Origin of the sequence: Nocardioides sp. NPDC051685, from assembly GCF_044453405.1 — a bacterium.
Taxonomy (GTDB): Bacteria; Actinomycetota; Actinomycetes; order Propionibacteriales; family Nocardioidaceae; genus Nocardioides.
The window spans coordinates 87,930-111,381 of record NZ_JBITCR010000004.1; the positions used below are offsets into that span (position 1 = coordinate 87,930).

Consider the following 23,452-nt stretch of genomic DNA (forward strand, 5'->3'; position numbering starts at 1 on the left):
GAGGTCCTAGCGGGTCAGCATGATGGCGCCGATAACTACGCCCATCAACACGAGCAAGGCCAGCGTTCCTAGGCCAATAATGAGACCGACTTTCTCGATCGATCCTCGTACTTGCCGGTACCCCAGTTCCGCCGCTGCGGAAGAAATCAGCGCACGGCCTTCCTCGGAGTTGAACGTAAAGTCAACAACCTTGCCGAACTCGCCACGCTCATTAAACGCATACGTTCGGTTGAATGACACCTTCTTGACGCGTCCAACCTCTCGACTGGCCTCATAGGAGATTCTCGGAGTGCCTGCGATCCACTCCACTGTCCTCGCGTCGTCCGTCACCGAATAGATGCCATTCTCTGGAACGGAAACGTGATGGATAAAGGCGTGCTTGAGTCCTGCTTTGTTGAAGAGGCCGAACCAGGTTGCATCAGCTACGTCTAACTCCACGTCGAATCCCTTTGCAGTGGGGACGACCTTGTATGGCGTGTCAGCCGCTGCTTGCTGGACACGCGCAAACAGTTCGTACGCGACGGGAGGCATGTTCTGATCGGTCACAGTGGACAGCAAACCACATCAGAGCATGATGCGAGGACGAGTGCCGTGCCCGAGATGTCCGCTCGGTTGGCATGTGCCGATGTAAGCGTGCCGACGTTATCCGGGCTAGTGCTTCAGCAGGCCTCGGAGACATACGCCGGGTCGTCATGCTCAACGAGGTCGCGGTCGCGGAGGATGGTGAGCGGGGCGCGGGCGGGATAGGCGCAGACGTCGGCGAAGGAGAGGCCGGCTTCGGCGAGAGAGTCGGGGTATTCGATCTGGAGCACGTGCGGGCCGTAGACATCGGTGTAGGCGGCGCACTCGGCGTAGGCGCCGCACTCCTCGACGACGGCGAAGTCGAAGCCGAGGTCGTCGTGGGCGGGGCGGGTGGCTTCGGCGGCGTTCTTCTGGGCGATCGCTAGGCCGAGGTCGTGGGCGGTGGAGACGTACGCCGAGGCGAGGGCGAAGGCACCCTTCCGTGAGATGTCGAAGCGGGTCCAGGTGTCGAGGTTGTCGATCTCGACGGCGTCGAAGCCGTCGTCCGCGCAGCCCTCGATGACCGGACCGACCACCTCGAGGATCGCCTCCCGTGCGGAGGCGGTGGAGGGGTCGAGGATGATCTCGTCGGGCCAGTCGGGGTCGCGTACGGGATCGCCGGCGGCGTCACGCAGGAGCGCCGAGGGGTGCTCGGACCAGTCGGCGCTGGGCTGGGTCTGGAAGCCGTTGACGTAGCAGACGTTGTAGGCGCCATCGAGGGGTGCGGCGGTGGCGTCGCGGGCGACCACGTCGATCGGGGTGCCGTCGGACATCTCATCCGCGGTGCCGCCGAGCTGGTAGTCGAAGACGCCGTCACTCGGCGGGAGAGCGACAGAAGGAGCGCCGCAGCCCGTCAGCGCGAACAGACCCACGAGCACGACGAGGGCCGGGCTGCCAGCGGCAGCCCGGCCCTGCGTACGTGCGCGTGGGCGGATCAGTGGAGAACCGTCGGAGCGGCAGCTCCGTGCTCGGCCTTGCTCTTGGGCAGGAACCACGCGGGGATGAGCGTGGCGAGCACCAGGATCGCGGCGATCACAAACGTGGTCGAGAAGGCCTCGGCCATCTCGACCGGGATCGCCTTGAAGACCTCCGGCAGCTTGGCCGGGTCGAGACCCAGCGACGCTGCCGCCTCACCGACCTTCTGCTGGTTGGCCGGATCGGCCATGAACTTCTGCAGGCCGTCGGAGGAGACCCCGAGCTTGTCGGCAAGGTCACCCGCCGCGGAGATCGACTCCTTGCCGGACAGGGCGTTGGTCAGCAGCACTGAGAAGAGCGCGGTGCCGGCGGAGGCGGCGACCTGCTGGACGATGTTCACCAGGGTCGTGCCGCGGGCGATGGTGTGCTCGCGCAGCGTCGCCTGGGCGGCCGCGAAGGTCGGCATCATCGTCGCGCCCATGCCGAGACCCATGATGAACAGCGACACCAGGAGATACCAGTAGGGCGTGGTGTCGTCGAGCCGCGAGAACATGAACATGCCCACCGAGATCGTGGTGAGACCGCTGAGGACGATCTTGCCCGGACCGGTGCGGTCCGCGAGCATGCCGGCCAGCGGCATCGTGACCATCGCGCCGAGGCCCTGCGGAGCCAGCAGCAGGCCGGCGTGGAGGGCATCCTCGCCGCGTACCTGCTGGTAGTAGAGCGGGAAGAGCAGCGAGGCGCCGAAGAAGGCCATCGCGAAGATCGACAGGGTGATCACCGCGACGGTGAGCTCCTTGTTGCCGAAGAGACGTACGTCGATCAGCGGGTGGTCGTTGCGAGACGACAGCGCCCACGGGATGAACGCGGCGATCAGCACCAGGCCGGCGACCATGAAGGAGAGCACCTTCGTGTCCAGGATCGTGCCGGCCTCGGGGATCGAGGAGACTCCGTAGAGGAACAGCGCCAGACCCGGGGACAGCAGCACCATGCCGAGGAAGTCGAAGGACTGCGACGGCTCGACGTGGTCCTTGGGGAGCGCGCGCCAGGCGTAGACCAGGGCGATGACGCCGATCGGGATGTTGATCAGGAAGATCCAGTGCCACGAGGCGGAGTCGATCAGGGCGCCACCGATGATGGGGCCGAGGATCGGGCCGAGCAGCATGGGTACGCCGAGGATCGCCATCACCCGACCGACCCGCTCGGGGCCCGCGGCGCGGGTCAGGATGGTCATGCCGAGCGGCATCAGCATGCCGCCACCCAGGCCCTGGAGGACACGGAAGCCGACCAGCATCGGCAGGCTCGTGGCCAGTGCACACAGCGCCGAACCGAGCGCGAAGAGCACGATCGCAGTCATGTAGAGGCGTTTGGTGCCGAACCGGTCGGCGGCCCAACCGGTCAGCGGGATCACCGTCGCCAGGGCGAGGGTGTAGCCGGTCATCGTCCAGGCGACCTCGGCAGAGGTGGCGTCGAACTCGCGCTGGAAGGTCTCCAGTGCGACGGAGACAACGGTGATGTCGAGGATCGACATGATCGATCCGAGCACGACGACGCCTGCGACGATGAGCACGCTCTTGTCGAGGTGGTCGTCGGGCGCCTTCTCAGGCTTGGCAGAAATGTCTGTCACGGGTTGACAGCCTACGTGTGGGTTGATAGGTCCCCTAGCCAATATTTACCTTTGACTGGTGACCTGGCTCACCGCGGCGAGCGGCCGCGGAGAGCATGACGAACTTGATGGCTCGGTAGACCGGGCGGATCAGCCAGCCGGGCAGCGTGCCGTGGCGCTCCTCCTCCCAGACCCGCGCCCGCGGGTGGGACTGCAGCAGCCGGTCGAGCAGCGCCGGTGAGCCTGCCGCGGGCGCGCCGGCGAGCACGTCGATGCGGCACACGTGCTTGATGTTGGCGTACCCGTACTGCGCCGGGTTGACCAGTCGCAGCGGGGCGCCGTGAGCGCCGTCGAGCGGCCGGCCGCCGAGCCGGTCGGCGAGCAGGACGTCGTCGGCCAGGAGATCCTCCAGCTCGGCCACGAAGTGCTCGCCGTCGAGGCCGCGGACCATCACGTGAGTCACGATCGTGCCGGGGGCGACGGCCGGTGCGACGTACCGCTGATAGACGTCGGCGAAGGCGACGCCCTCCCAGGCGAGGCCGGTCACCGACCAGCCGGCGACGCAGTGGAAGTCGGCACGGAGCTCGTGGCGATCGGTGCCGACGAGCTCGTCCACGGTGATCTCGATCGGTGCCGTGAGCGCTCCGCCGAAGACGACTGTCGGATGTGCGGGCACGGGCGGTGGCGGCTGGCCGACGCGTCGCCCGAAGCGCGGGAAGAAGTCGATGCGCCGCTGGCCTGGCGGGAGGGCGGCGGGCGAGTGGGTGGTCTTGGTCATGTCAGCCACCGTGGCAGGGCTCCGGCATGGCGCGCCTCAACCTTGGAGAGCGACCACCTCATCCTCGAGGATGAGAAACCGTCGGCTGGGTGTCCCTCCGAGCCTTGTGCGGAGGGGGCAGGATAGTCCATTATCAGGATTCCTGTTGTTTCAACTTCGTAGACACGAGGCGAAGTCATGCCCTTCAGCTCAAGAATCCAGGCCAGAGGCATCCAGCTGCTGCTCGGCCGCGTCATGGCGCGCGTACACAAGGAACTGCGCTTCGCCGACGTCCCGAAGCGCACGGAAGCCCTGCGGGTGGAGACCGGTGCCGGACCCGTCACGTGCACCGTCTACCGCCCGCCGGCCACGACCGCGGCGCTCGCCCCCGTGTACGTCAACTTCCACGGGGGCGGCTTCGTGGTTGGCCGCCCGGAGCAGGACGACCACATCTGCCGCTACATCGCCGCCACGGCCGGCTGCGTCGTGATCAATGTGGATTACGCCGTCGCACCGCAGAGGCAGTACCCCGTACCCGTCACCCAGGCATACGACGTCACCGCCTGGATCGCCGACAACGGACCGGCGAACGACTGGGACGGTTCACGGCTCGCCGTGGGCGGACACAGCGCCGGTGCCAACCTGACGGCCGCGGTCTGCCGCCTGGCCCGGGATCGCGGCACGTTCACGCCCCGCCTCCAGATCATCGACTCCGCCCCGCTCGACCAGCTCGCCGACCCTGCCACCAAGCAGTCCCTCATCGCCAAGCCGCTTCTCAGCCCTCAGCTCATGCGGGTCTTCACCGCCGCCTACGTCCCCGATCCGGTCGACCGTGCGCATCCCCTCGTCTCGCCGGGACTGGCCGACGACCTCGCTGGACTCCCTCCCGCCCTGGTCATCACCGCGGAGAACGACCGCCTGCGCGACGAGGGCGACGCCTACGCCAAGGCCCTGGACGCCGCGGGTGTTCCGGTCACCCACCGCGTGTTCGAGGGCGTCGACCACTACTTCACCCACGCCGGCCCGGTGCCGGCGGCCAAAGAGGCCATCGAGCTGATGGCGACCACCCTGCGCACCGCGCTCGGCGACTGACCCCAATGCACTGATCCTGGGTGGGGTTGTCCGTGGTGGCGGCTACGGTCGTGTCCATGTCCTTCGTACCCGTCACCGGCCGCGCCGTCTTCCGGCCGGCGCAGCCGCCGCGGGACTCGGCCGTGGAGTTCGTCGACTCCCGGCGGTCGGTGTCGTTGCCGATGCGGGCCGCGCTGCCGGTCCTGAAGAAGGCGTACGCAGCCTCCGACCTGCATCCCTCGGTTGCTCTGGTCGCGTCGGCAGCTCATCTCGGGCTTCGGTTCGTGGCCGCGGGACAGCTGGAACCCGCCGATGGTTCGTGGGCGGTCCGCTACACGCCGGAGGACGAGGAGCGGGTGCGGCTGCTGGCTGCCTCGCGCGCCTATGAGGATCTCGACGAGGAGTCGGCCGAGCTGCTGGTGCGGGAGATCGTGGCCGCGGTGGCGGACGCGGTGCCGACCTCGGCGCCGAAGGCATCCGGGTCGGGTGCGTTCCGGGAGTCGCTGCAGACCCGGCTGGCGCGCTATCGGACCGACGAGGGGCCGGTGACGGCCGCGTTGCCGTCGTTGGTGCGCCTCTCCTTCCGGGTCGAGGCGCCCGAGGAGGACCTGCTCGCGGGGGCGTTGACGTTGGTGCCGCAGGTGCACGATGAGGCCGACCCGCTGCACGTGGCCGATGCCGAGAGACTGTGGGACGAGGCCGACGATCACGGCTTCGGTCCACGGGCGCGTACGCATGCGCAGGTCGCTCTCCGCGGTGCCGCGGAGGCCTGGCCGGTGCTCGACCAGCTGCTCGACCCGCCGGTGCCCTCGTCGCTGACGCTGTCGAGCGACGAGGTCGCGGAGCTGCTCGAGGACGGGGTCGAGTGGCTCAAGGAGCGTGGTGTCGACGTGCTCTGGCCGCGCTCGCTGTCGCGAGACCTGACGACGTCGGTGGCGGTGGACCGGGCGCCGTCGACCTCGACCCGTGCGCGGGAGGACCTGATGCGCGAGTCGCCGCTCGGGGAGAAGGGCCTCTTCGCCTTCCAGTGGCAGGTGGCGCTCGGTGGTGAGCCGCTCGGCGCCGCCGAGATGGACGCGTTGGCGGCCGCCGCGGGTCCGGTGCTGCGGCTGAGAGGGGCCTGGGCGGTCGTCCATCCCTCCGTCCTCCGCCGGGCGCGCAAGCGGCTGCTCAAACGGATCAGTGGTGGCGAGGCGCTGGCTGTCGCCCTGACCGGTCAGGTGCCGAAGGAGGTCGCCGAGGCGGCACCGGGTGAGCAGGTGATCATCGGGGCCTCGATCGCGCGCCTTCGCGACGAGGTGATCGCGGCGACCTCGGGGCCTGCTGTCGACGTGCCGGCCGAGCTGCAGGCCACCATGCGTGGCTATCAGGTCGAGGGGCTGACCTGGTTGGCCGGGATCACCTCGCTCGGGCTCGGTGGCTGCCTGGCCGACGACATGGGGCTCGGGAAGACCCTGATGACGATCGCGCTCCACCTCCATCGCCAGAAGGAGCACGCCGGGCCGACGTTGGTGGTGTGCCCGGCGAGCCTGCTGGGCAACTGGGAGGCGGAGCTCGCCCGGTTCGCCCCCGAGGTGGAGGTGCGGCGTCATCACGGCGCCGAGCGCGACCTCGACGGTGCGACGGGTGTCGTGCTGACGACGTACGGCACGATGCGGCGCGACGTCGAGCTGCTCTCCGCGGTGTCGTGGGGACTCGTCGTCGCCGACGAGGCGCAGCACGTGAAGAACGCCGCCTCCGCGACCGCGAAGGCGCTGCGCGAGATCCCGTCGCACGCCCGGGTGGCGCTCACCGGCACCCCGGTGGAGAACAACCTGACCGAGCTGTGGGCCCTGCTCGACTGGTGCGTGCCCGGACTGCTCGGCAGCCGCCTCGCCTTCCGGAGGGCCTGGGCGAGCCAGATCGAGGCCGGTGCGGACGTCGGGAAGGCGAAGGAGTTCGCGGCGCTCGTCGGCCCGTTCCTGCTCCGCCGCCGCAAGTCGGACCCCGGGGTCGCCCCCGAGCTGCCGCCCAAGACCGAGACCGACCACCTGCTGTCGCTGACCCGGGAGCAGGCCGTGTTGTACGAGGCGTTCGTCCGAAACGCCATGGAGAGGATCGAGCGGCTCGACGCCGACGACCCGCAGCGGCGCGGGCTGGTCCTGAGCCTGCTCACCGGGCTCAAGCAGATCTGCAATCATCCGGCGCAGTTCTTGAAGCAGGACGGCGGCCGGATCACGGGGCGGTCGCAGAAGATCGAGCTCCTCGACGAGCTGGTCTCGACGGTGCTCGCCGAGTCGGGGGCGGTCCTCGTCTTCACGCAGTACGTCGCGATGGCCCGTCTCCTCGAGACCCACTGGGCCGCGGCCGGTGTGCAGCACCAGTTCCTCCACGGCGGGACCCCGGTGGCGGAGCGCTCCCGCATGGTCGAGCGCTTCCAGGACGGCGAGGTGCCGGTCTTCCTGCTCTCGCTCAAGGCCGGCGGGGTCGGGCTCAACCTGACCCGTGCCGACCATGTGATCCATGTCGACCGCTGGTGGAACCCGGCGGTCGAGGACCAGGCGACCGACCGCGCCCACCGCATCGGCCAGACGCGTACGGTCCAGGTGCATCGGCTCATCACCCAGGGCACCGTCGAGGAGCGCGTCGCCGAGCTGCTGCAGCGCAAGCGGGTCCTGGCGGACGCGGTCCTCGGGGCCGGCGAGGCCGCCTTCACCGAGCTGTCCAACGCCGAGCTCCGCGAGCTGGTCAAGCTCGGCCCCCAGAAGCGCCGGAAACGCCGCCGGATCGCCTCATGAGCGAGCGATCATGAGCACGCCGCTGACCTTCGCCCGCGAGCCGCACCGGCGCGGGATGGTGAGGGTCGAGTCGTGGTGGGGGCGGGCGTTCCTGCGGGCGATCGAGGAGCTGGCGTACGACGCCAACCAGCTCTCCGGAGCCCGCTCGCTCGCCCGCTCGGGGCGGATCGGCGGTCTGGTCGTCGAGGCCGGCCGGTTCGCGGCCGCGGTCGACGACGAGCTCGGGCTGTGGACGGTGACCGGCACGGTTCCGGTGTTGAGCGCGGACGACGTCGCCGCGCTCTCCGAGGTCCTCGGCGCCTCGGCCGAGCGGGCCGAAGCACTCCTCGTCGGCGAGCTTCCGCTGGATGTGGCCGAGCATGCCGAGGAGGCCGGGGTCGAGCTGGTCCCCTATGGCGACGAGCTCGCGGTGACCTGCACGTGCGGCCACTGGCATGCGGTGTGCGGCCACTCGCTCGCGGTGCTGCACCAGCTCTGCTGGACGGTCGATCGGGACGCGTCCGTCCTGCTTCATCTGCGTGGAGCGGAGCGTGAGGAGCTGTTGGGCCGGCTGCGGAAGGCGCTGCCCCGGAACCGCGACGACGGGTCCGCGGCAGCCGAGACCGCAGCGCCCGGCGAGGCGACCCGAGACCAGGTAGACGACGTCGAGATCGCGCTCGACGCGGTGCTCCGAGCACGCCACCTGCTCGCAGAGTGAGATGCCTGTGGTGATCACGCGATAACCTCGTGCAATGACCTCGGCCCCGACGAAGACCAGGCGCGAGCAGATCCTGGACACCGCGGCCGAGCTCTTTGCGGCCCGCGGCTTCCACGGCGTCTCCGTCTCCGAGCTCGGCGCTGCCTGTGGCATCTCCGGACCGGCCCTCTACAAGCACTTCCCGAGCAAGGACGCGATGCTCGCCGAGATGCTCGTCTCGATCTCCCAGGAGCTGCTCCGCGAGGGGCGCGCCCGGGTGAAGGGCGCCTCGGGCACCGCCGAGGCGATCGAGGCGCTGATCGACTGGCACGTCGACTTCGCCCTGCGCGACCGGGCGCTGATCGTCGTCCAGGAGCGCGACTGGCAGTCGCTCCCGCACGAGGCGCGCGAGCAGGTGCGGACCCTGCAGCGGAAGTACGTCGACCTCTGGGCCGACCAGCTCCGCGACCGCGACCCGTCGCTGACTCTCGACAACGCCCGCGCCATGGCCCACGCCGTCTTCGGGCTCATCAACTCCACCCCGCACAACCGGGTCCTTCCGGAGGAATCCACGCGCGAGGTGCTCACCAAGATGGCCCGATCCGCCCTCGCCGAGTAGCCGCCGCTGCGGGTGACTTCGGCGTGGGGCTTGTCACACGAGGTTAATGAACGTTAACCTCCTTCCATGGCTGCGAATCTGCGCGAGCTGACCCTCGAGCTGCGAGAGCGGCTCGAGCGCGTACGGCAAGGGGGGAGCGAACGCTCCCGGCAACGGCACACCGACCGCGGGAAGCTGCTCCCGCGTGACCGGGTGGACGGACTCCTCGACCCCGGGTCACCGTTCCTGGAGGTGAGTCCGCTGGCGGCGTACGGGATGTACGACGACGGCGACGAGTGGGCGGTGCCGTCGGCGGGGGTGATCGCCGGGATCGGCCTCGTCGCCGGCCGCAAGTGCATGATCGTCGCGAACGACGCGACCGTAAAGGGCGGCACCTACTACCCGCTGACCGTCAAGAAGCATCTCCGGGCGCAGACGATCGCGGCGGAGAACAACCTCCCGTGCATCTATCTCGTCGACTCCGGCGGCGCGTTCCTGCCGAAGCAGGACGAGGTCTTCCCCGACCGCGAGCACTTCGGCCGGATCTTCTTCAACCAGGCCAACATGTCCGCGAAGGGCATCCCGCAGATCGCCTCGGTGATGGGCTCGTGCACAGCGGGCGGTGCCTACGTGCCGGCGATGAGCGACGAGACCGTGATCGTGCGCGACCAGGGCACGATCTTCCTCGGCGGACCGCCGCTGGTGAAGGCGGCCACGGGCGAGGAGGTCACCGCCGAGGAGCTCGGCGGCGGGCTCGTCCACGCGACGAAGTCCGGCGTGGTCGACCACTTGGCCGACGACGACAAGCACGCCCTCGAGATCGTCCGTGGCATCGTCTCGACGCTCCCCGAGCAGGAGACGCGGACGAGGACGTACGACGAGCCCGTCGAGTCTCCCGAGACCCTCGCCGACGTGGTGCCGGCCGACACCAGGACCCCCTATGACGTGCGCGAGGTGATCCGCCGCATCGTCGACGGGTCGAAGCTGCAGGAGTTCAAGCAGCTCTACGGCGAGACACTGGTCTGCGGGTTCGCCCACATCGAGGGGCAGCCGGTCGGCATCGTCGCCAACAACGGCATCCTCTTCTCCGAGTCGGCGCTCAAGGGCGCCCACTTCGTGGAGCTGTGCAACCAGCGCGGCATCCCGCTGGTGTTCTTGCAGAACATCACCGGGTTCATGGTCGGCAAGGAGTACGAGAACCGCGGCATCGCCCGCGACGGCGCGAAGCTCGTCACGGCCGTCGCTTGCTCGGTGGTCCCGAAGTTCACCGTCGTCATCGGTGGCTCCTACGGCGCCGGCAACTACGGCATGTGCGGGCGCGCCTACGACCCGCGGTTCCTGTGGATGTGGCCCAACGCGCGGATCTCGGTCATGGGCGGCGAGCAGGCCGCCTCGGTGCTCGCGACGGTCGCCGGCAAGCCGGACGACGAGGAGTTCAAGGCGCCGATCCGGGACCAGTACGAGACCCAGGGCTCCCCCTACTACGCCACCGCGCGGCTGTGGGACGACGGGATCATCGACCCCGCCGACACCCGTCGGGTGCTGGCGATGGGGCTCGCGGTGGCGGCGAACGCGCCCACGCCCGAGCCCAACTACGGAATCTTCAGGATGTGATGGCCGTGTTCGAGAGTGTTCTGGTCGCCAACCGTGGCGAGATCGCGCGACGGGTCTTCCGGACCTGCCGCGAGCTCGGCATCCGGACGATCGCGATCTACACCGCGCTCGACGCGGACGCACCCCACGTACGCGACGCCGACGAAGCCGTCGAGGTGGTCTCCTATCTCGACGCCGACGCGGTGGTCAACGCTGCCGCCGAGGCCGGTGCCGAGGCGGTCCACCCGGGCTACGGGTTCCTGTCCGAGCGGGCCGAGTTCGCGCGGGCGGTGGCGAAGGCCGGGCTGACCTGGGTCGGCCCGACGCCCGAGGTCATCGAGCAGATGGGCCGCAAGGACGCGGCCCGGGAGATCGCGGTCGCGGCCGGCGTACCTGTGGTGCCGCGGGGCGAGGACAGCCCCTACCCGCTGCTGGTCAAGGCCGCGGCCGGCGGTGGCGGCAAGGGGATGCGCATCGTCCGCTCGCCGGAGGAGCTGGACGAGGCGCGCGCGGCGGCCGCCCGCGAGGCGCTGAGTGCGTTCGGCGACGAGACCCTCCTGATCGAGAAGTACGTCGAGCGTGGTCGTCACATCGAGGTGCAGGTCTTCGGTGACACCCATGGCAACGTCATCCACCTCTTCGAGCGCGACTGCTCGACCCAGCGCCGCCACCAGAAGGTGATCGAGGAGGCGCCCGCCCCGACGCTCACCGACGAGCAGCGGAACCTGGTCCTGACCAGCGCCGTCGCGCTCGCGAAGCAGGTCGGCTACACCGGCGCCGGGACCGTCGAGTTCCTGCTCGACGACGCCACCGGCGACGCGTACTTCCTGGAGATGAACACGCGTCTCCAGGTCGAGCACCCGGTGACCGAGGAGATCACCGGAGTCGATCTCGTGGCACTCCAGCTCCGGGTCGCGGCCGGTGAGCCGCTCGGGATCACCCAGGACGACGTACGCGTCGACGGCCACGCCATCGAGGTCCGTGTCTACGCCGAGGACGCCTTCGAGGGCTTCCTGCCGCAAGCCGGCCGGACCTCGCTCGTGCGGTGGCCCGCCGGTTCTCGGGTGGAGCACGCCCTGGAGAGCGAGCAGGTCGTCAGCACCGCCTACGACCCGATGCTTGCCAAGATCATCGTCCACGGCGCCGACCGCGAGGAGGCTCGGGCGGCGATGATCAAGGCGCTCGATGCGACCGCCGTTCTCGGGCTGACCACCAACACCGGTTTCCTGCGGGTGCTGGCCGCTTCCGACGCCTTCCGTGACGCGGAGATCGACACCGCCTGGCTCGACCGCAACGAGGTGCCCGCCCCCGACCCCGAGGTCCCGCGGACGCTCGTCGCCTGGGTGAGCGCGATGCTCGCCGCGGCCTCGGACACCACGACGCCGTTCCGTGCCGACGGCTGGCGCCTCGCCGGGACCCCGGCGCCGACCATCGTCGACCTCGACCGCACCGTCACCGTCGACCGCCCCTCCGGCCGCGTAGACACCCACCTCGTCCGGCAGATCAGCGCGGCCGACCACGTCCTCGTGGCCATCGTCGACGGCGTACGTCACTGGGCGGCCATCAACGTCCAGCCCGGCCTCGCCGAGATCGTTCACCAAGGACACCGCTTCGACTTCTCCCCACCCGACCGCGTCGCCGGCGCCGCCGCCCATCACAGCGACGGCGCGGTCGAGGCCAAGATGCCCGGCACCGTCATCGACGTACGTGTCCAGGTCGGCGACCAGGTCGACGAAGGCCAGGTCCTCGGAGTCATGGAGGCGATGAAGATGGAGGTCTCCCTCAAGGCCCCGTTCGCCGGCACCGTCACCGTCGTCGGCGCTGCTGCCGGCTCCCAGGTGCCGCTCGGTGCGGAGCTGTTCGTGGTGGAGGTGGCCGATGAATGACGGCCGCCGCCCCTGTAACACGTCGTTCGTAGGACTATTCGCCCTATCGGATAGGGCGAGTAGATGTACGAACAGCGTGTTACACGCTGAGTTACACCCAGAACCAGCAACCCAGGAGCCGAGCCGATGACCGACCTCCCCGCCGTCGTACGCCACGACGGCCTCCCCGCACGGGTGACGATCTACGAGGTCGGTGCGCGTGACGGCCTCCAGAACGAGAAGACGGCGATCGACACCGGCGTCAAGGCGGACCTGATCACCCGGCTGCTCGACGCCGGGCTGAGCCCGGTGGAGGCGACGAGCTTCGTGCATCCCAAGTGGGTGCCGCAGCTGGCCGACGCGAAACAGCTCATGGAAGAGCTGGTCGACAGACTCGGCGACAGGGCGCGAGAGCTCCCGGTGCTCGTTCCCAATGAGAAGGGCCTCGACCGCGCGCTCGAGCTGGGGCTGCGGCACATCGCGATCTTCGGCAGCGCGACGGAGACGTTCGCCAACAAGAACCTCAACCAGAGCTTCGACGGGCAGTGGGCGATGTTCGAGCCGACGATGAGCCGGGCGAAGGCAGATGGCATGACGGTCCGCGGCTACCTCAGCATGTGCTTCGGCGACCCCTGGGAGGGCCAGGTCGAGATCGCCCGAGTGGTCGAGGCGGGCAAGAAGCTCCTCGACCTCGGCGCCGACGAGCTCAGCCTCGGCGACACGATCGGTGTCGCCACTGCCGGCCACGTGAAGGCCCTGATCCGAGCCTTCACACAAGAAGGCGTCCCGACCGACCGCCTCGCGCTGCACTTCCACGACACGTACGGCCAGGCCCTGGCCAACACCCTCGCCGGCCTCCAGTCCGGGGTGACGACCTACGATGCCAGCGCCGGCGGACTGGGCGGCTGCCCCTATGCCAAGAGCGCTACCGGCAACCTCGCCACCGAGGACCTGCTCTGGATGCTGAACGGCCTGGGGATCGAGCACGGCGTCGATCTCGACAAGGTCGCCGACACGAGCCGCTGGCTCGCCGACCACCTCGGCCGGCCGAGCCCTTCGGCCGTCGTACGTGCCCTGCGCTCCTAGGTGGTGACACCGCCTAGACTGCACCCAAGAGTGACGGCCGGGTGACAAAAGACGGACCGCCGCGACAATCTCTACTAACTTGGTGCAGAATAGCGGGATCATGGCGCGCAAAGTCTTTCTTCACGTCGGCGCTCCGAAGACGGGCACGACGTACCTCCAGGACAGGTTGTTCCACAACCGGGTGTCCTTGGAGAAGCATGGCGTCCTCTATCCGGTCGGGGGCGAGCCGGACTTCTTCCGGCCGGCGCTCGACCTGATCGACCGCCCGTGGGGTGGCATGAGGAAGACCGTCCACGGTGAGTGGGACACGCTGGTCAAGCGCGTGCGCCGCCACGAGTCCGAGACGATCCTGATCAGCCACCACCTCTTCGCCGGTGCCCGGCCCGACCGGGTCGAGAAGGCGATGACCGACCTCGGCGAGGGCGGCCGCACCGAGGTGCACATCGTCTACACCGCCCGCGACATCGCGCGCGTGCTGGCGGCGGAGTGGCAGGACCAGGTGCAGCGCGAGCGCAAGGTCACCTTCGCCCGCTACCTCGAGCGGATGCAGACGGCGAAGCAGTCGCGCTCGGCCGCCTGGTTCTGGCGTACGCACGGCCTGCCCGACGTGCTCAGCCGGTGGGGTCGCAACCTGCCGCCGGAGCGGGTGCACCTGGTCACCGTGCCGCACGACGGGGCGCCGAGCGAAGTGCTGTGGCGCCGGTTCTGCGAGGTCGTCGGGATCGAGGAGTCCTGGACCCCGATCGACAGCGACCGCCACAACCAGTCCCTCGGCCGCGCCGAGGCGACGCTGCTGCGCCGGCTCAACGCACGTCTCGAGTCGCAGGAGCTCACCCGCGAGGACTACCGCCACCTGGTCACCGACGTGATCGCCAAGCGCACCCTCGCCCACCGCGACGGTCGCGAGCGGGTCACCATGCCGCCGTCCGCCTTCGACTGGGCCGACCAGGTCGCCGAGTCCTGGATCGAGTGGGCCGAGCTGGCCAAGGTCGACATCGCCGGCGAGCTCGACGACCTCCGCCCGCAGCGACCCGACGCCGACATCGAGTGGGTCGACCCGGACGCGCCGCGCACCAAGGACGTCGCCGACGCCGCGATCGATGCCCTGGTCGCCGTCGTCGTCGAGGCTGCGCGCACCGACCCGCCGCAGGGGCCGGTCGCGTCCCGCGCAGCCCGGGTCATGCGCCGGGTCCGGGGGCGACGCTCCTGATGCCGACACCCACCAGGGGTTGGGGTTGGGCCGCGCACCTGCGCGAGGGTGGGACGACTCCGTGGACATCCTGGTCCGAGCCCGCCACGCCCTTCACGACCGACCACCTGCCGGGTGCCGAGATGCTCGAGCTGCTGCGCCGGCTCAACGAGACCGGCCCTTCAGAACCGGGCCGGGTCGACGCGCTGCTGCGCACGAGCCCGCCCGGCCGCGGCCGCCGCGACCTGCCGCTGCTCGGGGACACCTCGACGAGGACGTACGGCCCGCTGCCTGTGGACCCGGCGGCGTTGTCGCCGCGGGAGCTGCTGAGGGCGGCGAGCGTGCGGCTTGCCGAGGACCTGCTGGACACGGTGGAGACCGCGCCCGTGCCGCGCCCGCGAAGGTGGCGACGCCGACGCCCGAAGGTGGAGCCTGAACAGCAGAGATTCCCCTATCGCTTGGTCGGCTCCCCATGGCTCACGCTGCCGATCCGCGAGGAGCTGGAGCGGCAGGGGAGGCTGCCCGGCGGCAAGGGCTACACCGTCTACGTCCTCGGTGGTCCGTTGGACGAGGTCGCTGCCGGTGCATGGAAGTTCCGCACCTTCACCAGCCGCGTCAACCCGTGGAACATCTGGATCCGCGACTCGCAGTGGCGTGGCTGGTTCGGTCCCCGTGCCGACCTGCCCCGGACCGCGCGCTGGTGGGCCGACCGGGTCGGGAAGCGCCGCGTCGAGATCGTCACCGATCCTGCCCTGCTGCCGGGTCTGCTCGGTGTCGACAGCGTGCCCGGGCCCTGGCCGATCTCGGCCGAGGGCCATGAGGTCGCCCGCGTGATCGGGCAGGTGCTCAGCGTACGAACCGATCTCGAGACCCAGCGGAAGCTGCTGGTCGACCAGCTGAGACACCGGTTGGAGAAGCTCGAACCCCTCGTCCCGGACGCTCGGGAGGTCGGCGTGCCAACGGAAAGTTTTGACTGGGTCGAAACACAGGCGCGGGCCCAACGTGATGCATTGGTGGAAGCCGGATACGCTCTCCACGGAGACCCTGACCAACTGCTCCCCTCGGGGAAGGCGACACAGGGTCCCGATGAGCGCCGGGCGCTGGCGCTCGCGTTGTCATTGCTGGCGGGGCGTTCCTAGAGGAGTAGAACGTTGGAGACTGGGCGGCGCGTGCTGCTTCATGTCGGCACCCCGAAGACGGGCACTTCCTATCTTCAAGACGTCCTCTTCCACAATCGGGAGTCCCTCGCCGAGCAGGGGGTTCACTACTTCGCCGACCGCTTCGACGCCCACTTCCTGGCGGCCCTCGACCTGATGGACCTGCCCTGGGGCGGCATCGAGGAGGAGGCGACCGGCGCCTGGGACGCGCTCGCGGAGAAGGTCCGCGCCGTCCAGAACGGCACCGTGATCATCTCCCACGAGATCCTGGCGAGCGCGTCCTGGCAGCAGGCCAAGCACGCACTGGACTCGCTGGGTGACGCCGAGATCCACATCATGCTCTCCGCCCGCGACCTGGCCCGCCAGATCCCGGCCGAGTGGCAGGAGAACGTCAAGCACCGCTCGGTCGTCTCCTATGCCGAGTTCCTCGACGAGATCCGCGACCCGGCCCGCGAGGGACGCATCGGGTCGTGGTTCTGGGGTGTCCAGGAGCTGCCCGACATCCTCGACCGGTGGACCCAGGGCATCCCGCCCGAGCGCGTCCACCTGATCACCGTCCCGCCGCCGGGATCGCCCTCGACGCTGCTGTGGGAGCGGTTCTCCACCGCCTTCGGCCTCGACGACCTGACCATCGACTTCGAGGGGATCGACCGCGGCAACCCGTCCCTCGGCGTACCCGAGGCGGCCCTGCTCCGCGAGATCAACCTGGCGGTCGTGCCGGTGCTCGAGCCGGCCGACTACCGGCCCTTCGTACGCGAGTTCCTGGCCCACCGCACGCTGGCCAAACGCCGCGACTCCGCGCGCCTGGCGCTCTCCCCCTCGATCCTGCCGTGGGTCGAGTCGCTCTCCGAGAGCTGGGTCAAGGCGCTGTCCGGACGCGGCTACGACGTGGTCGGCGGACTGGAGGAGCTGCTGGTCCCCGCTGACCTGGCGGGCAAGCCGTTCGTCGACCCCGACACCATCTCCTCGCGTGAGGTCCTCGACGCCGGCGTCGCGACCATCGACGCGCTGCTCCAGGAGGCCATCCGGCTGCGCAAGTCCGAGGCCCGGCTCGAGGACGAGGTCGCCGGGCTGCACGCCGAGCTGGAACACACCCGTTCGCTGATCCCGAAGCAGCGCGCCCTCCATGGGCTCGAGCGTCGCTGGTGGGGTCGGGCCGTGCTGAAGGTCTACCGCTTCCTGCGCCGCTAGGGCGTTCAGCGGTTGGGGTGGCGCGGCAACAGCTCGCGCGAGGCGTAGCGACCGATCTGGTAGGTCATCCAGCCATCGGTGCCGGCGCCGACGACGCCGCCGACCAGCGGGACCCGTTTGGCGACCATCGAGACGATGCGCTTGCCGGCGACCCGCCCGATCAGCTCCTGGGCCACCTCGGCGGCGACGAGGTCGTCGACCGCGCGGTCGTAGGCGGGAGCGGTCGCGACGGCCATCGGCGGGGCGGGGATCTTCCGCTCCTTGATCTGCTTGCTCACCTTCTCCTCGCTCAGCAGGGTGAGCAGGATGGCGTTGCGTACGCGAGGATCGGTCAGGTCATAGCCACGCAGATGCGCGATCGCGGCCACCATGCGGCACTGGATGATCGCCATCCCGGTGATGTTGGCCGGAAGCGTCAGGGCCTGGGTGACCAGGCCGCCGATGTTGGTCGCGAAGCCGCCCACGCCCGCCAGCCGCACGTGGTTGTCGATGATGTGCTTGATCGCGAGCTCGGCGTCGTTGTCGTGGTCCGCAAGGTGCTTCTCGGCCGCCGCGGCTGCCGCCGGGAGCGGGCCGACGCCGACAATCGCGTGGTGCAGGGCCTGCCGGACCACGTTGGTGGTCACGCCCGGCGCGGACTGGATGACCTTGGGGGCGAGGCGGCCGGCCGCACTGGTGAGCACTGACTTGGGACCGATCATGAGGCAAATCTTAAGTGTGTGGTGGTTGCGGCCGCAGAGGGGCGATAACGTTTCGTCGTGGCGAATCTTGGGGGTCCGATCGAACCGGGGCCGTCGCAGTGGGCCTTCGCCGACCTTCGGGACCCCGGCGCGGGCGACCCTGGTGCGGCTGAGCTGGACGATCTGGTGGGCATGGGCGCGGACGTCGCGCCCGGGACACTCCTGGCTGCGTACCGGCACGGGATGTTCCCGATGCCCGGAGAGTCCCCGCGCGATCCGATGATGTGGTTCTCGCCGGTCAGGCGCGGCGTACTTCCGCTGGACGGGCTCATCGTGTCCCGGTCCCTGCGCAGGTCGGTGCGGGACTTCGAGATCCGGATCGACACCAGCTTCGACGAGGTGGTCGCCTCGTGCGCCGACCCGCGCCGGCCGCACGGCTGGATCGACAGGCGTATCCGCCGGGCGTACGGCACCCTGCACGGGCTGGGCTGGGCACACTCCGTCGAGGCCTGGCAGGACGGACGTCTGGCCGGCGGGCTCTACGGGGTCGCCATCGGCGGGCTGTTCGCCGGGGAGTCGATGTTCCACCGCGTCCGCGACGCGTCCAAGGTCGCCCTGGTCGGACTTGTCTCCGCGCTGCGCGAGGCGGGGTCGATCGACCAGCGGATCCTGGACGTGCAGTGGCGCACCGACCACCTCGCCTCGCTGGGCGTCGTGGAGGTGGGCCGCAACGACTACCTCGACCGCCTGGAGAAGGCGCTCAGGCTGCCGCTCCCGGAGGCGTTCGGCGGTCCTTCGGCAGAGGGGTCCTAGAGGACGTACGCCTCGGCGCCGGTCTCGCTGACCATCGGCCGCCCGGCAGCGGCCCAGTCGAGCATCCCGCCGGCGAGGTTGACGACCTCGTAGCCCTGCTGGGCGAGGTAGTTGACCGCCTGGGCGCTGCGCCCGCCGACCTTGCAGACCACCAAGGTCTGGCCCTCGGGAAGCTCACCGAGGCGCGCCGGGAGCTCCTGGAGGGGAATGTGAGTCGCGCCCTCGATGTGGCCCGCGGCCCACTCATCGGCCTCGCGGACATCCAGGACTGCCACGGGCAAGGGATCGGGCACGCCGGCGATCTCGACGGTGGGGATGGTCACCCGGCAACCCTACTTGAGGAGCCGGGACATCCGGCGATCGGCAAGCGGCTTCCCGTCGGTCTGGCAGGTGGGGCAGTACTGCAGGCTCGAGTCGGCGAAACTCACCTCGAGGACCGTGTCGCCGCAGACCGGGCACTTCTTGCCCGCCTTGCCGTGCACGGCGAGGTTGGTCTTCTTCTCGCCCTTGAGCTCGCTCATCGCCAGGCCGGAGTCCCGCGCGACGGCGTCCTGGAGGGTCGTACGCAGCGCGTCGTAGAGGCTCTCCGACTCCTCCTCGGTCATCTCGGCGGGCTTGAACGGCGACATCTTCGCGGCCCACAGGATCTCGTCGGAGTAGGCGTTGCCGATGCCCGCGATGATCGACTGCATCCGCAGCACGCCCTTGATCTGCTTGCGGCCCTGACCTGCGAGGATCTCGCGGAACCGGTCGAGGGTGAAGTCGTCGGCGAGCGGGTCGGGGCCCAGCGAGGCGACGCCCGGGACGTCCTGCGGATCATGGACGACGTAGAGCGCCAGACGCTTCTTCGTGCCGCCCTCGGTGATGTCCAGCCCGGTGTCGTCGTCGAGCACGATCCGGATCGCCAGTCCCGACTTGGACCCCGGGCGAGGTGGCGCGGCGGGGATCTCGTCGCGCCACCGGATCCAGCCACCGCGAGCCAGGTGCAGCACCAGATGGACGCCGCTGGCCTCGATGTCGATGAACTTCCCGTGGCGGGTCACGTTGTCGACGAGCGTGCCCTCGACCGCGGTCAGCGGCGGATCGTACGTCTTCAGGGCGCTGAACTGGGCGACGTGCACCTTCGTGATCGCACGGCCGTCGAGACGCCCGCGCAGGTCCTCGGCGAGCGCTTCCACCTCGGGGAGTTCCGGCATGCTCGCGAGTCTAGAGCGCGTGGGTTGCACAAGGGGAGAGAATCCCGCTATCATCGAACAAACGTTCGAGGATAGTGATCGATGTAAGAGTCTGCGCCTTTCTATGATCAATCCTAGAAAGGCGAATAGAGACCTACGCTCGTGAAAGATCTGGCTCGCTAGGGAAATCTAAGACGCGTCCTAGAGATGTGGATATCGTCTGATCATGGACCCCATCCGCAATCCGTACGCTCCCGGCGCCGGCCAGCGGCCCCCGGAGCTCGCCGGTCGTAACGAGCAGCTCGGGCAGTTCGACGTGGTGCTGGAGCGGGTGGCGCGCGGTCGGCCGGAGCGGTCGCTGGTGCTCACCGGGCTCCGCGGCGTCGGCAAGACGGTCCTGCTCAACACCCTGCGGTCGGCGGCGGTCCGCAAGGGCTGGGGCACCGGGAAGATGGAGGCGCGGCCCGACCAGTCCCTGCGCCGGCCGCTGTCGAGCGCGCTGCACCAGGCCGTGCGCGAGCTGGGCCATCCGAACTCCGACGACGTCGATCACGTTCTGGGCGTGATCCGGAGCTTCGCCCAGCGGGAGGCGGGACCCAACGCCAAGCTGCGCGAGCAGTGGTCGCCGGGCATCGAGGCTCCGGCGGTGCGGGGTCGGGCGGACTCCGGTGACATAGAGATCGACCTGGTCGAGCTGCTCACCGACGTCGGCGGGCTCGCCGCGGACGTCGGCAAGGGTGTCGGTGTCTTCATCGACGAGATGCAGGACCTCGGTCCGGACGACGTCTCGGCGATGTGCGCGGCCTGCCACGAGATCAGCCAGTCGGGGCTGCCGGTGATCGTCGTCGGTGCCGGCCTCCCACACCTCCCGGCCGTGCTCTCCGCGAGCAAGTCTTACTCCGAGCGGCTCTTCTCCTACCAGCGCATCGACCGCCTCGAGCGCGAGGCCGCCGACCGCGCCCTCGCCGCCCCGGCGGGCGAGGAGGAGGCCGAGTTCGATCCCGACGCTCTCGCCGAGATGTACGCCGCCACCGGCGGTTACCCCTACTTCATTCAGGCCTACGGGAAGACCGTGTGGGACCAGGCGCCTCGCTCCCCGATCACGGTGGAGGACGTGAAGGTCGCCGCCCCCGAGGCCGAGCGCGAGCTCGCGGTCGGCTTCTTCGGGTCCCGCTACGAGCGCGCCACCCCTGCCGAGCGGGACTACCTGCGTGCGATGGCAGACGCCGCCGTCGAGCTGGGCGCCGACGACATCGGCACCGTCGCCACCGCGGACGTCGCCGCGTTCCTCAACAAGAAGCCGCAGTCCCTCTCCCCGGCGCGCGACGCGCTGATGAAGAAGGGCCTGATCTACTCCGGTGAACGCGGCCGGATCGCGTTCACCGTCCCCCACTTCGGCCGCTACCTGCGCCAACAGGGATGAGGCTGAACGGGTCATCGGTCACGTTCGCGAAGGCCGTATGACCCTCCCCGCAGCCTGAGGGATGCCGCAGCGTGGTGACACCATCACCTGCGAAGGGAAGCCCGATGGCGCACTCCGAGACCCTTGCCGTCGGCGATATCGACACCGGCGCATCCCGTACGAAGAATCCCGCGCTGGTGTTCCTCGGGGCATCCGGCACGGTGACCGGAAGCCGGTTCCTGGTGACAGGCGGTCCTGATCGGCTGCTGGTCGATGCCGGCCTCTACCAGGGCCTGCGCGAGCTGCGGCGGCTCAACTGGGCGCCGTTCCCGGTGCCGCCCGCGGACATCGACGCCGTCGTGCTCACCCACGCCCACCTCGATCACACCGGCTACCTGCCACGGCTGGTGAACGACGGCTTCGCCGGTGAGGCGCTGTGCACGTCGGGCACGGCCGCGCTCACCGCCATCGTGCTCCGAGACAGCGCGCACCTCCAGGAGGAGGATGCGCGCTATGCCAACGAGGGCGGCTGGTCGAAGCACGACCCGGCCCTGCCGCTCTACACGGCGGCCGATGTGGAACGGACGCTGGCGCGCTTGCACCCGGTGGCGTTCGGAGAGCGCTGGCCGATCGGCGGGATGGCCGTGACGCTGCAGCGCGCCGGCCACATCCTGGGCTCGGCGGTGGCGGTGGTCGACGTCGGCGGCGAGCGGGTGGTGTTCAGCGGTGACCTCGGCAGGCCGGGTCATCCGATCCTGCGGGCGCCCGCCAAGCCTCCGGCCTCCTCGGCCATGGTGCTCGAGTCGACCTACGGCGATCGACGGCATCCGCCGGCCGACCCCGATGCACTCGCCGACACCGTACGCCGCACGGTGGACCGTGGCGGGGTCGTGCTGATCCCGGCGTTCGCGGTCGACCGCACCGAGCTGGTGCTGCTCGAGCTGCTCCGGCTCCGCCGTGCCGGCCGGATCCCGAAGGTCCCGATCTTCGTCGACAGCCCGATGGCCCTGGCCGCGCTGGATGTCTATCGGGCGGCGCTGAGTGCGCACAGCGACGAGCTCGACAGCAAGCACGCGGCGCCGCTGCAGGACCTCGAGCACCTCGACGTCTACCGGATCCGGGACGCCGCCGCCTCCGAGCAGCTCAATCGCCCGAAGGGCCCGTGCATCATCATCTCCGCCTCCGGAATGGCCACCGGCGGCCGCGTCGTCCACCACCTGCTCCGCCAGCTTCCCGATCGCCGCAACAGCGTCGTGCTCACCGGCTACCAGGCGCAGGGCACCCGCGGCAGGCAGCTGGTCGAGGGTGCCCGGGCGGTCAAGATGCACGGCCGGTACGTCCCGGTCCGAGCGGAGGTGGTCGCGATCTCGGACTTCAGCGTGCACGCCGATGCCGACGAGCTGGTCGCCTGGGTCGCCTCGGCGCCCGAGCTCCCGCAGACCGTCTACGTCGTGCACGGCGAGCCCACATCATCTCGAGCCCTCGCGGACCGGATCCAGGACGAGCTGGGCATCGTGGCCGTGGTTCCCCGGCTGGGGGAACGAGTTCTCCTGGGCTCCTGATGCTCCCGGCCCTCCTGGAGCCCGGTCGGTCTCTCACCGATGCTCGTGCGGGTGGGCCTCGTGCTCGAAGTGCTCCACGAACGCGTCCGAGCCCGGGAAGACCAACGCCTCATGACCGGTGTCGGACCAACGTACGACGTAGGGAGGGCTGCCGTCCTCGTGTCGGATCTCGAGGATCTCGGCGTCACGCACGGGCTCGCCGACGTTGTGGCCACGGACCACCAGCCGGTCACCGACTGCTGCGTACATCATGTTCGGTCTCCATCCGTTCCTCAGCCGAGGTGCTCCGGTCATCCATGGGACGTCCTGCTTCGGCCGGTGGTTCCACCTCCGGTACGTCGTCGACGCTAGGAGCCCGTCAGGCTCGGTGCAGCGGTCCAAAGGCCCTCATGTGTGAGTCCTCGGGCCCGGGCGACCGTGACGCACCCCCCGGGTCGGGGACCACCGTCCCCGCGTACGGGAAGTTCGGCCCTCCTCGGCTGCCTGCGAGAACGCCTAGCGTCGACGGCAAACGCAGTCGTGGACGTACCGGAAAGGTGGGATCGCCATGACGATCATCTGGTTCATCGTGTGGTTCATTGCGAACATCGTGGGGGCCCACGAGCCCCTCCAGCTGGACCCGGTCAACGTCTGGACCGGCACCCTGATCCTCGCGATCGCTCTGGATCTCGGCGGGTCGCACGCAGGAACGGTGTCGTCGAGGCGAGATCGCTGAAACCGGTCGGGGACCAAGGACCAGCCGTAGCGGCACTTCGCCCCTGGGACGCCCCGCCGTCTC

Annotated in this window: 22 protein-coding genes; 14 read left to right on the forward strand and 8 right to left on the reverse strand. The window is 69.6% G+C overall.

Annotated elements, in window-relative coordinates; all coding sequences use genetic code 11:
- Positions 1-6: 6 nt before the first annotated feature.
- The 4 genes from ACIA03_RS13230 to ACIA03_RS13245 all read right to left on the reverse strand — a co-directional run bounded on the left by ACIA03_RS13230 (position 7) and on the right by ACIA03_RS13245 (position 3,860).
- Positions 7-546, reverse strand: coding sequence for a hypothetical protein (locus ACIA03_RS13230; RefSeq protein WP_396983064.1), 540 nt, complete (start codon positions 544-546; stop codon positions 7-9).
- A gap of 113 nt (positions 547-659) precedes the next feature.
- On the reverse strand, positions 660-1,433 hold the full coding sequence (locus ACIA03_RS13235; RefSeq protein ID WP_396983066.1) for an endo alpha-1,4 polygalactosaminidase: 774 nt from the start codon (positions 1,431-1,433) through the stop codon (positions 660-662).
- A gap of 62 nt (positions 1,434-1,495) precedes the next feature.
- Positions 1,496-3,103 carry a DHA2 family efflux MFS transporter permease subunit gene (locus tag ACIA03_RS13240; protein ID WP_396983068.1) on the reverse strand — a complete coding sequence of 536 codons (1,608 nt, stop codon included), beginning with the start codon at positions 3,101-3,103 and terminating at the stop codon, positions 1,496-1,498.
- A 34-nt stretch (positions 3,104-3,137) separates the two neighbouring features.
- On the reverse strand, positions 3,138-3,860 hold the full coding sequence (locus ACIA03_RS13245) for a molybdopterin-dependent oxidoreductase (protein WP_396983070.1): 723 nt from the start codon (positions 3,858-3,860) through the stop codon (positions 3,138-3,140).
- Between the two features lie 177 nt (positions 3,861-4,037).
- On the opposite strand from ACIA03_RS13245, the gene ACIA03_RS13250 reads away from it, so the two are divergent.
- The 10 genes from ACIA03_RS13250 (at position 4,038) to ACIA03_RS13295 (ending at position 17,042) form a co-directional block, all read left to right on the forward strand.
- The gene (locus tag ACIA03_RS13250; RefSeq protein WP_396983072.1) at positions 4,038-4,931 is read left to right on the forward strand and encodes an alpha/beta hydrolase; all 894 of its coding nucleotides are present in this window, start codon (positions 4,038-4,040) and stop codon (positions 4,929-4,931) included.
- Positions 4,932-4,987: 56 nt separating this feature from the next.
- Positions 4,988-7,687 carry a DEAD/DEAH box helicase gene (locus ACIA03_RS13255; RefSeq protein ID WP_396983074.1) on the forward strand — a complete coding sequence of 900 codons (2,700 nt, stop codon included), beginning with the start codon at positions 4,988-4,990 and terminating at the stop codon, positions 7,685-7,687.
- 10 nt (positions 7,688-7,697) lie between these two features.
- Positions 7,698-8,384, forward strand: coding sequence for a hypothetical protein (locus ACIA03_RS13260; RefSeq protein ID WP_396983076.1), 687 nt, complete (start codon positions 7,698-7,700; stop codon positions 8,382-8,384).
- 34 nt (positions 8,385-8,418) lie between these two features.
- The gene (locus ACIA03_RS13265) at positions 8,419-8,982 is read left to right on the forward strand and encodes a TetR/AcrR family transcriptional regulator (RefSeq protein ID WP_396983078.1); all 564 of its coding nucleotides are present in this window, start codon (positions 8,419-8,421) and stop codon (positions 8,980-8,982) included.
- 66 nt (positions 8,983-9,048) lie between these two features.
- On the forward strand, positions 9,049-10,575 hold the full coding sequence (locus ACIA03_RS13270; protein WP_396983080.1) for a carboxyl transferase domain-containing protein: 1,527 nt from the start codon (positions 9,049-9,051) through the stop codon (positions 10,573-10,575).
- A complete protein-coding gene (locus tag ACIA03_RS13275) occupies positions 10,575-12,440 on the forward strand; it encodes an acetyl/propionyl/methylcrotonyl-CoA carboxylase subunit alpha (protein WP_396983082.1) in 1,866 nt (621 codons plus the stop codon). The genes ACIA03_RS13270 and ACIA03_RS13275 overlap by 1 nt, the downstream gene beginning before the upstream one ends.
- Before the next feature lie 126 nt (positions 12,441-12,566).
- Entirely contained in the window at positions 12,567-13,505 is a 939-nt protein-coding gene (locus ACIA03_RS13280; RefSeq protein ID WP_396983084.1) for a hydroxymethylglutaryl-CoA lyase, read from the forward strand.
- 100 nt (positions 13,506-13,605) lie between these two features.
- The gene (locus ACIA03_RS13285; RefSeq protein ID WP_396983087.1) at positions 13,606-14,715 is read left to right on the forward strand and encodes a hypothetical protein; all 1,110 of its coding nucleotides are present in this window, start codon (positions 13,606-13,608) and stop codon (positions 14,713-14,715) included.
- Positions 14,715-15,833, forward strand: a complete 1,119-nt coding sequence (locus ACIA03_RS13290; RefSeq protein ID WP_396983089.1) for a hypothetical protein — start codon at positions 14,715-14,717, stop codon at positions 15,831-15,833. The genes ACIA03_RS13285 and ACIA03_RS13290 overlap by 1 nt, the downstream gene beginning before the upstream one ends.
- 12 nt (positions 15,834-15,845) lie before the next feature.
- The gene (locus ACIA03_RS13295; protein WP_396983092.1) at positions 15,846-17,042 is read left to right on the forward strand and encodes a hypothetical protein; all 1,197 of its coding nucleotides are present in this window, start codon (positions 15,846-15,848) and stop codon (positions 17,040-17,042) included.
- Positions 17,043-17,047: 5 nt separating this feature from the next.
- Here ACIA03_RS13295 and ACIA03_RS13300 read toward each other — a convergent pair whose 3' ends face one another.
- Positions 17,048-17,743, reverse strand: a complete 696-nt coding sequence (locus tag ACIA03_RS13300) for an EcsC family protein (RefSeq protein WP_396983094.1) — start codon at positions 17,741-17,743, stop codon at positions 17,048-17,050.
- A 57-nt stretch (positions 17,744-17,800) separates the two neighbouring features.
- Here ACIA03_RS13300 and aat point away from each other — a divergent pair, with 57 nt between their 5' ends.
- Complete coding sequence (gene aat, locus ACIA03_RS13305; protein WP_396983096.1) at positions 17,801-18,535, forward strand: leucyl/phenylalanyl-tRNA--protein transferase; 735 nt, start codon at positions 17,801-17,803, stop codon at positions 18,533-18,535.
- Here aat and ACIA03_RS13310 read toward each other — a convergent pair.
- Both ACIA03_RS13310 and ACIA03_RS13315 read right to left on the reverse strand, forming a co-directional pair.
- Positions 18,532-18,858 (reverse strand): rhodanese-like domain-containing protein, encoded by a 327-nt coding sequence (locus ACIA03_RS13310; protein WP_141791191.1) that lies wholly within the window; start codon positions 18,856-18,858, stop codon positions 18,532-18,534. The two genes, aat and ACIA03_RS13310, sit on opposite strands and share 4 nt — an antisense overlap.
- A gap of 9 nt (positions 18,859-18,867) precedes the next feature.
- The gene (locus ACIA03_RS13315) at positions 18,868-19,731 is read right to left on the reverse strand and encodes an Fpg/Nei family DNA glycosylase (RefSeq protein WP_396983098.1); all 864 of its coding nucleotides are present in this window, start codon (positions 19,729-19,731) and stop codon (positions 18,868-18,870) included.
- Positions 19,732-19,936: 205 nt separating this feature from the next.
- Between ACIA03_RS13315 and ACIA03_RS13320 the strand changes: the two genes are divergently transcribed.
- Complete coding sequence (locus ACIA03_RS13320; RefSeq protein WP_396983100.1) at positions 19,937-21,133, forward strand: AAA family ATPase; 1,197 nt, start codon at positions 19,937-19,939, stop codon at positions 21,131-21,133.
- Positions 21,134-21,237: 104 nt separating this feature from the next.
- The gene (locus ACIA03_RS13325; protein ID WP_396983102.1) at positions 21,238-22,674 is read left to right on the forward strand and encodes an MBL fold metallo-hydrolase RNA specificity domain-containing protein; all 1,437 of its coding nucleotides are present in this window, start codon (positions 21,238-21,240) and stop codon (positions 22,672-22,674) included.
- A gap of 33 nt (positions 22,675-22,707) precedes the next feature.
- On the opposite strand, the gene ACIA03_RS13330 is transcribed toward ACIA03_RS13325, so the two are convergent.
- Positions 22,708-22,926, reverse strand: coding sequence for a DUF1918 domain-containing protein (locus ACIA03_RS13330; protein WP_396983104.1), 219 nt, complete (start codon positions 22,924-22,926; stop codon positions 22,708-22,710).
- Positions 22,927-23,221: 295 nt separating this feature from the next.
- Between ACIA03_RS13330 and ACIA03_RS13335 the strand changes: the two genes are divergently transcribed.
- Positions 23,222-23,389, forward strand: a complete 168-nt coding sequence (locus tag ACIA03_RS13335; protein ID WP_396983106.1) for a hypothetical protein — start codon at positions 23,222-23,224, stop codon at positions 23,387-23,389.
- The last annotated feature ends 63 nt before the right edge of the window (positions 23,390-23,452 follow it).

Coding starts and splice junctions, on each gene's coding strand:
- ACIA03_RS13245 (WP_396983070.1), bottom strand. CDS start 3,860: ATGACCAAGACCACCCACTCGCCCGCCGCCCTCCCGCCAGGCCAGCGG.
- ACIA03_RS13250 (WP_396983072.1), top strand. CDS start 4,038: ATGCCCTTCAGCTCAAGAATCCAGGCCAGAGGCATCCAGCTGCTGCTC.
- ACIA03_RS13255 (WP_396983074.1), top strand. CDS start 4,988: ATGTCCTTCGTACCCGTCACCGGCCGCGCCGTCTTCCGGCCGGCGCAG.
- ACIA03_RS13260 (WP_396983076.1), top strand. CDS start 7,698: ATGAGCACGCCGCTGACCTTCGCCCGCGAGCCGCACCGGCGCGGGATG.
- ACIA03_RS13265 (WP_396983078.1), top strand. CDS start 8,419: ATGACCTCGGCCCCGACGAAGACCAGGCGCGAGCAGATCCTGGACACC.
- ACIA03_RS13270 (WP_396983080.1), top strand. CDS start 9,049: ATGGCTGCGAATCTGCGCGAGCTGACCCTCGAGCTGCGAGAGCGGCTC.
- ACIA03_RS13275 (WP_396983082.1), top strand. CDS start 10,575: ATGGCCGTGTTCGAGAGTGTTCTGGTCGCCAACCGTGGCGAGATCGCG.
- ACIA03_RS13280 (WP_396983084.1), top strand. CDS start 12,567: ATGACCGACCTCCCCGCCGTCGTACGCCACGACGGCCTCCCCGCACGG.
- ACIA03_RS13285 (WP_396983087.1), top strand. CDS start 13,606: ATGGCGCGCAAAGTCTTTCTTCACGTCGGCGCTCCGAAGACGGGCACG.
- ACIA03_RS13290 (WP_396983089.1), top strand. CDS start 14,715: ATGCCGACACCCACCAGGGGTTGGGGTTGGGCCGCGCACCTGCGCGAG.
- ACIA03_RS13300 (WP_396983094.1), bottom strand. CDS start 17,743: ATGATCGGTCCCAAGTCAGTGCTCACCAGTGCGGCCGGCCGCCTCGCC.
- ACIA03_RS13315 (WP_396983098.1), bottom strand. CDS start 19,731: ATGCCGGAACTCCCCGAGGTGGAAGCGCTCGCCGAGGACCTGCGCGGG.
- ACIA03_RS13320 (WP_396983100.1), top strand. CDS start 19,937: ATGGACCCCATCCGCAATCCGTACGCTCCCGGCGCCGGCCAGCGGCCC.
- ACIA03_RS13325 (WP_396983102.1), top strand. CDS start 21,238: ATGGCGCACTCCGAGACCCTTGCCGTCGGCGATATCGACACCGGCGCA.
- ACIA03_RS13330 (WP_396983104.1), bottom strand. CDS start 22,926: ATGATGTACGCAGCAGTCGGTGACCGGCTGGTGGTCCGTGGCCACAAC.
- ACIA03_RS13335 (WP_396983106.1), top strand. CDS start 23,222: ATGACGATCATCTGGTTCATCGTGTGGTTCATTGCGAACATCGTGGGG.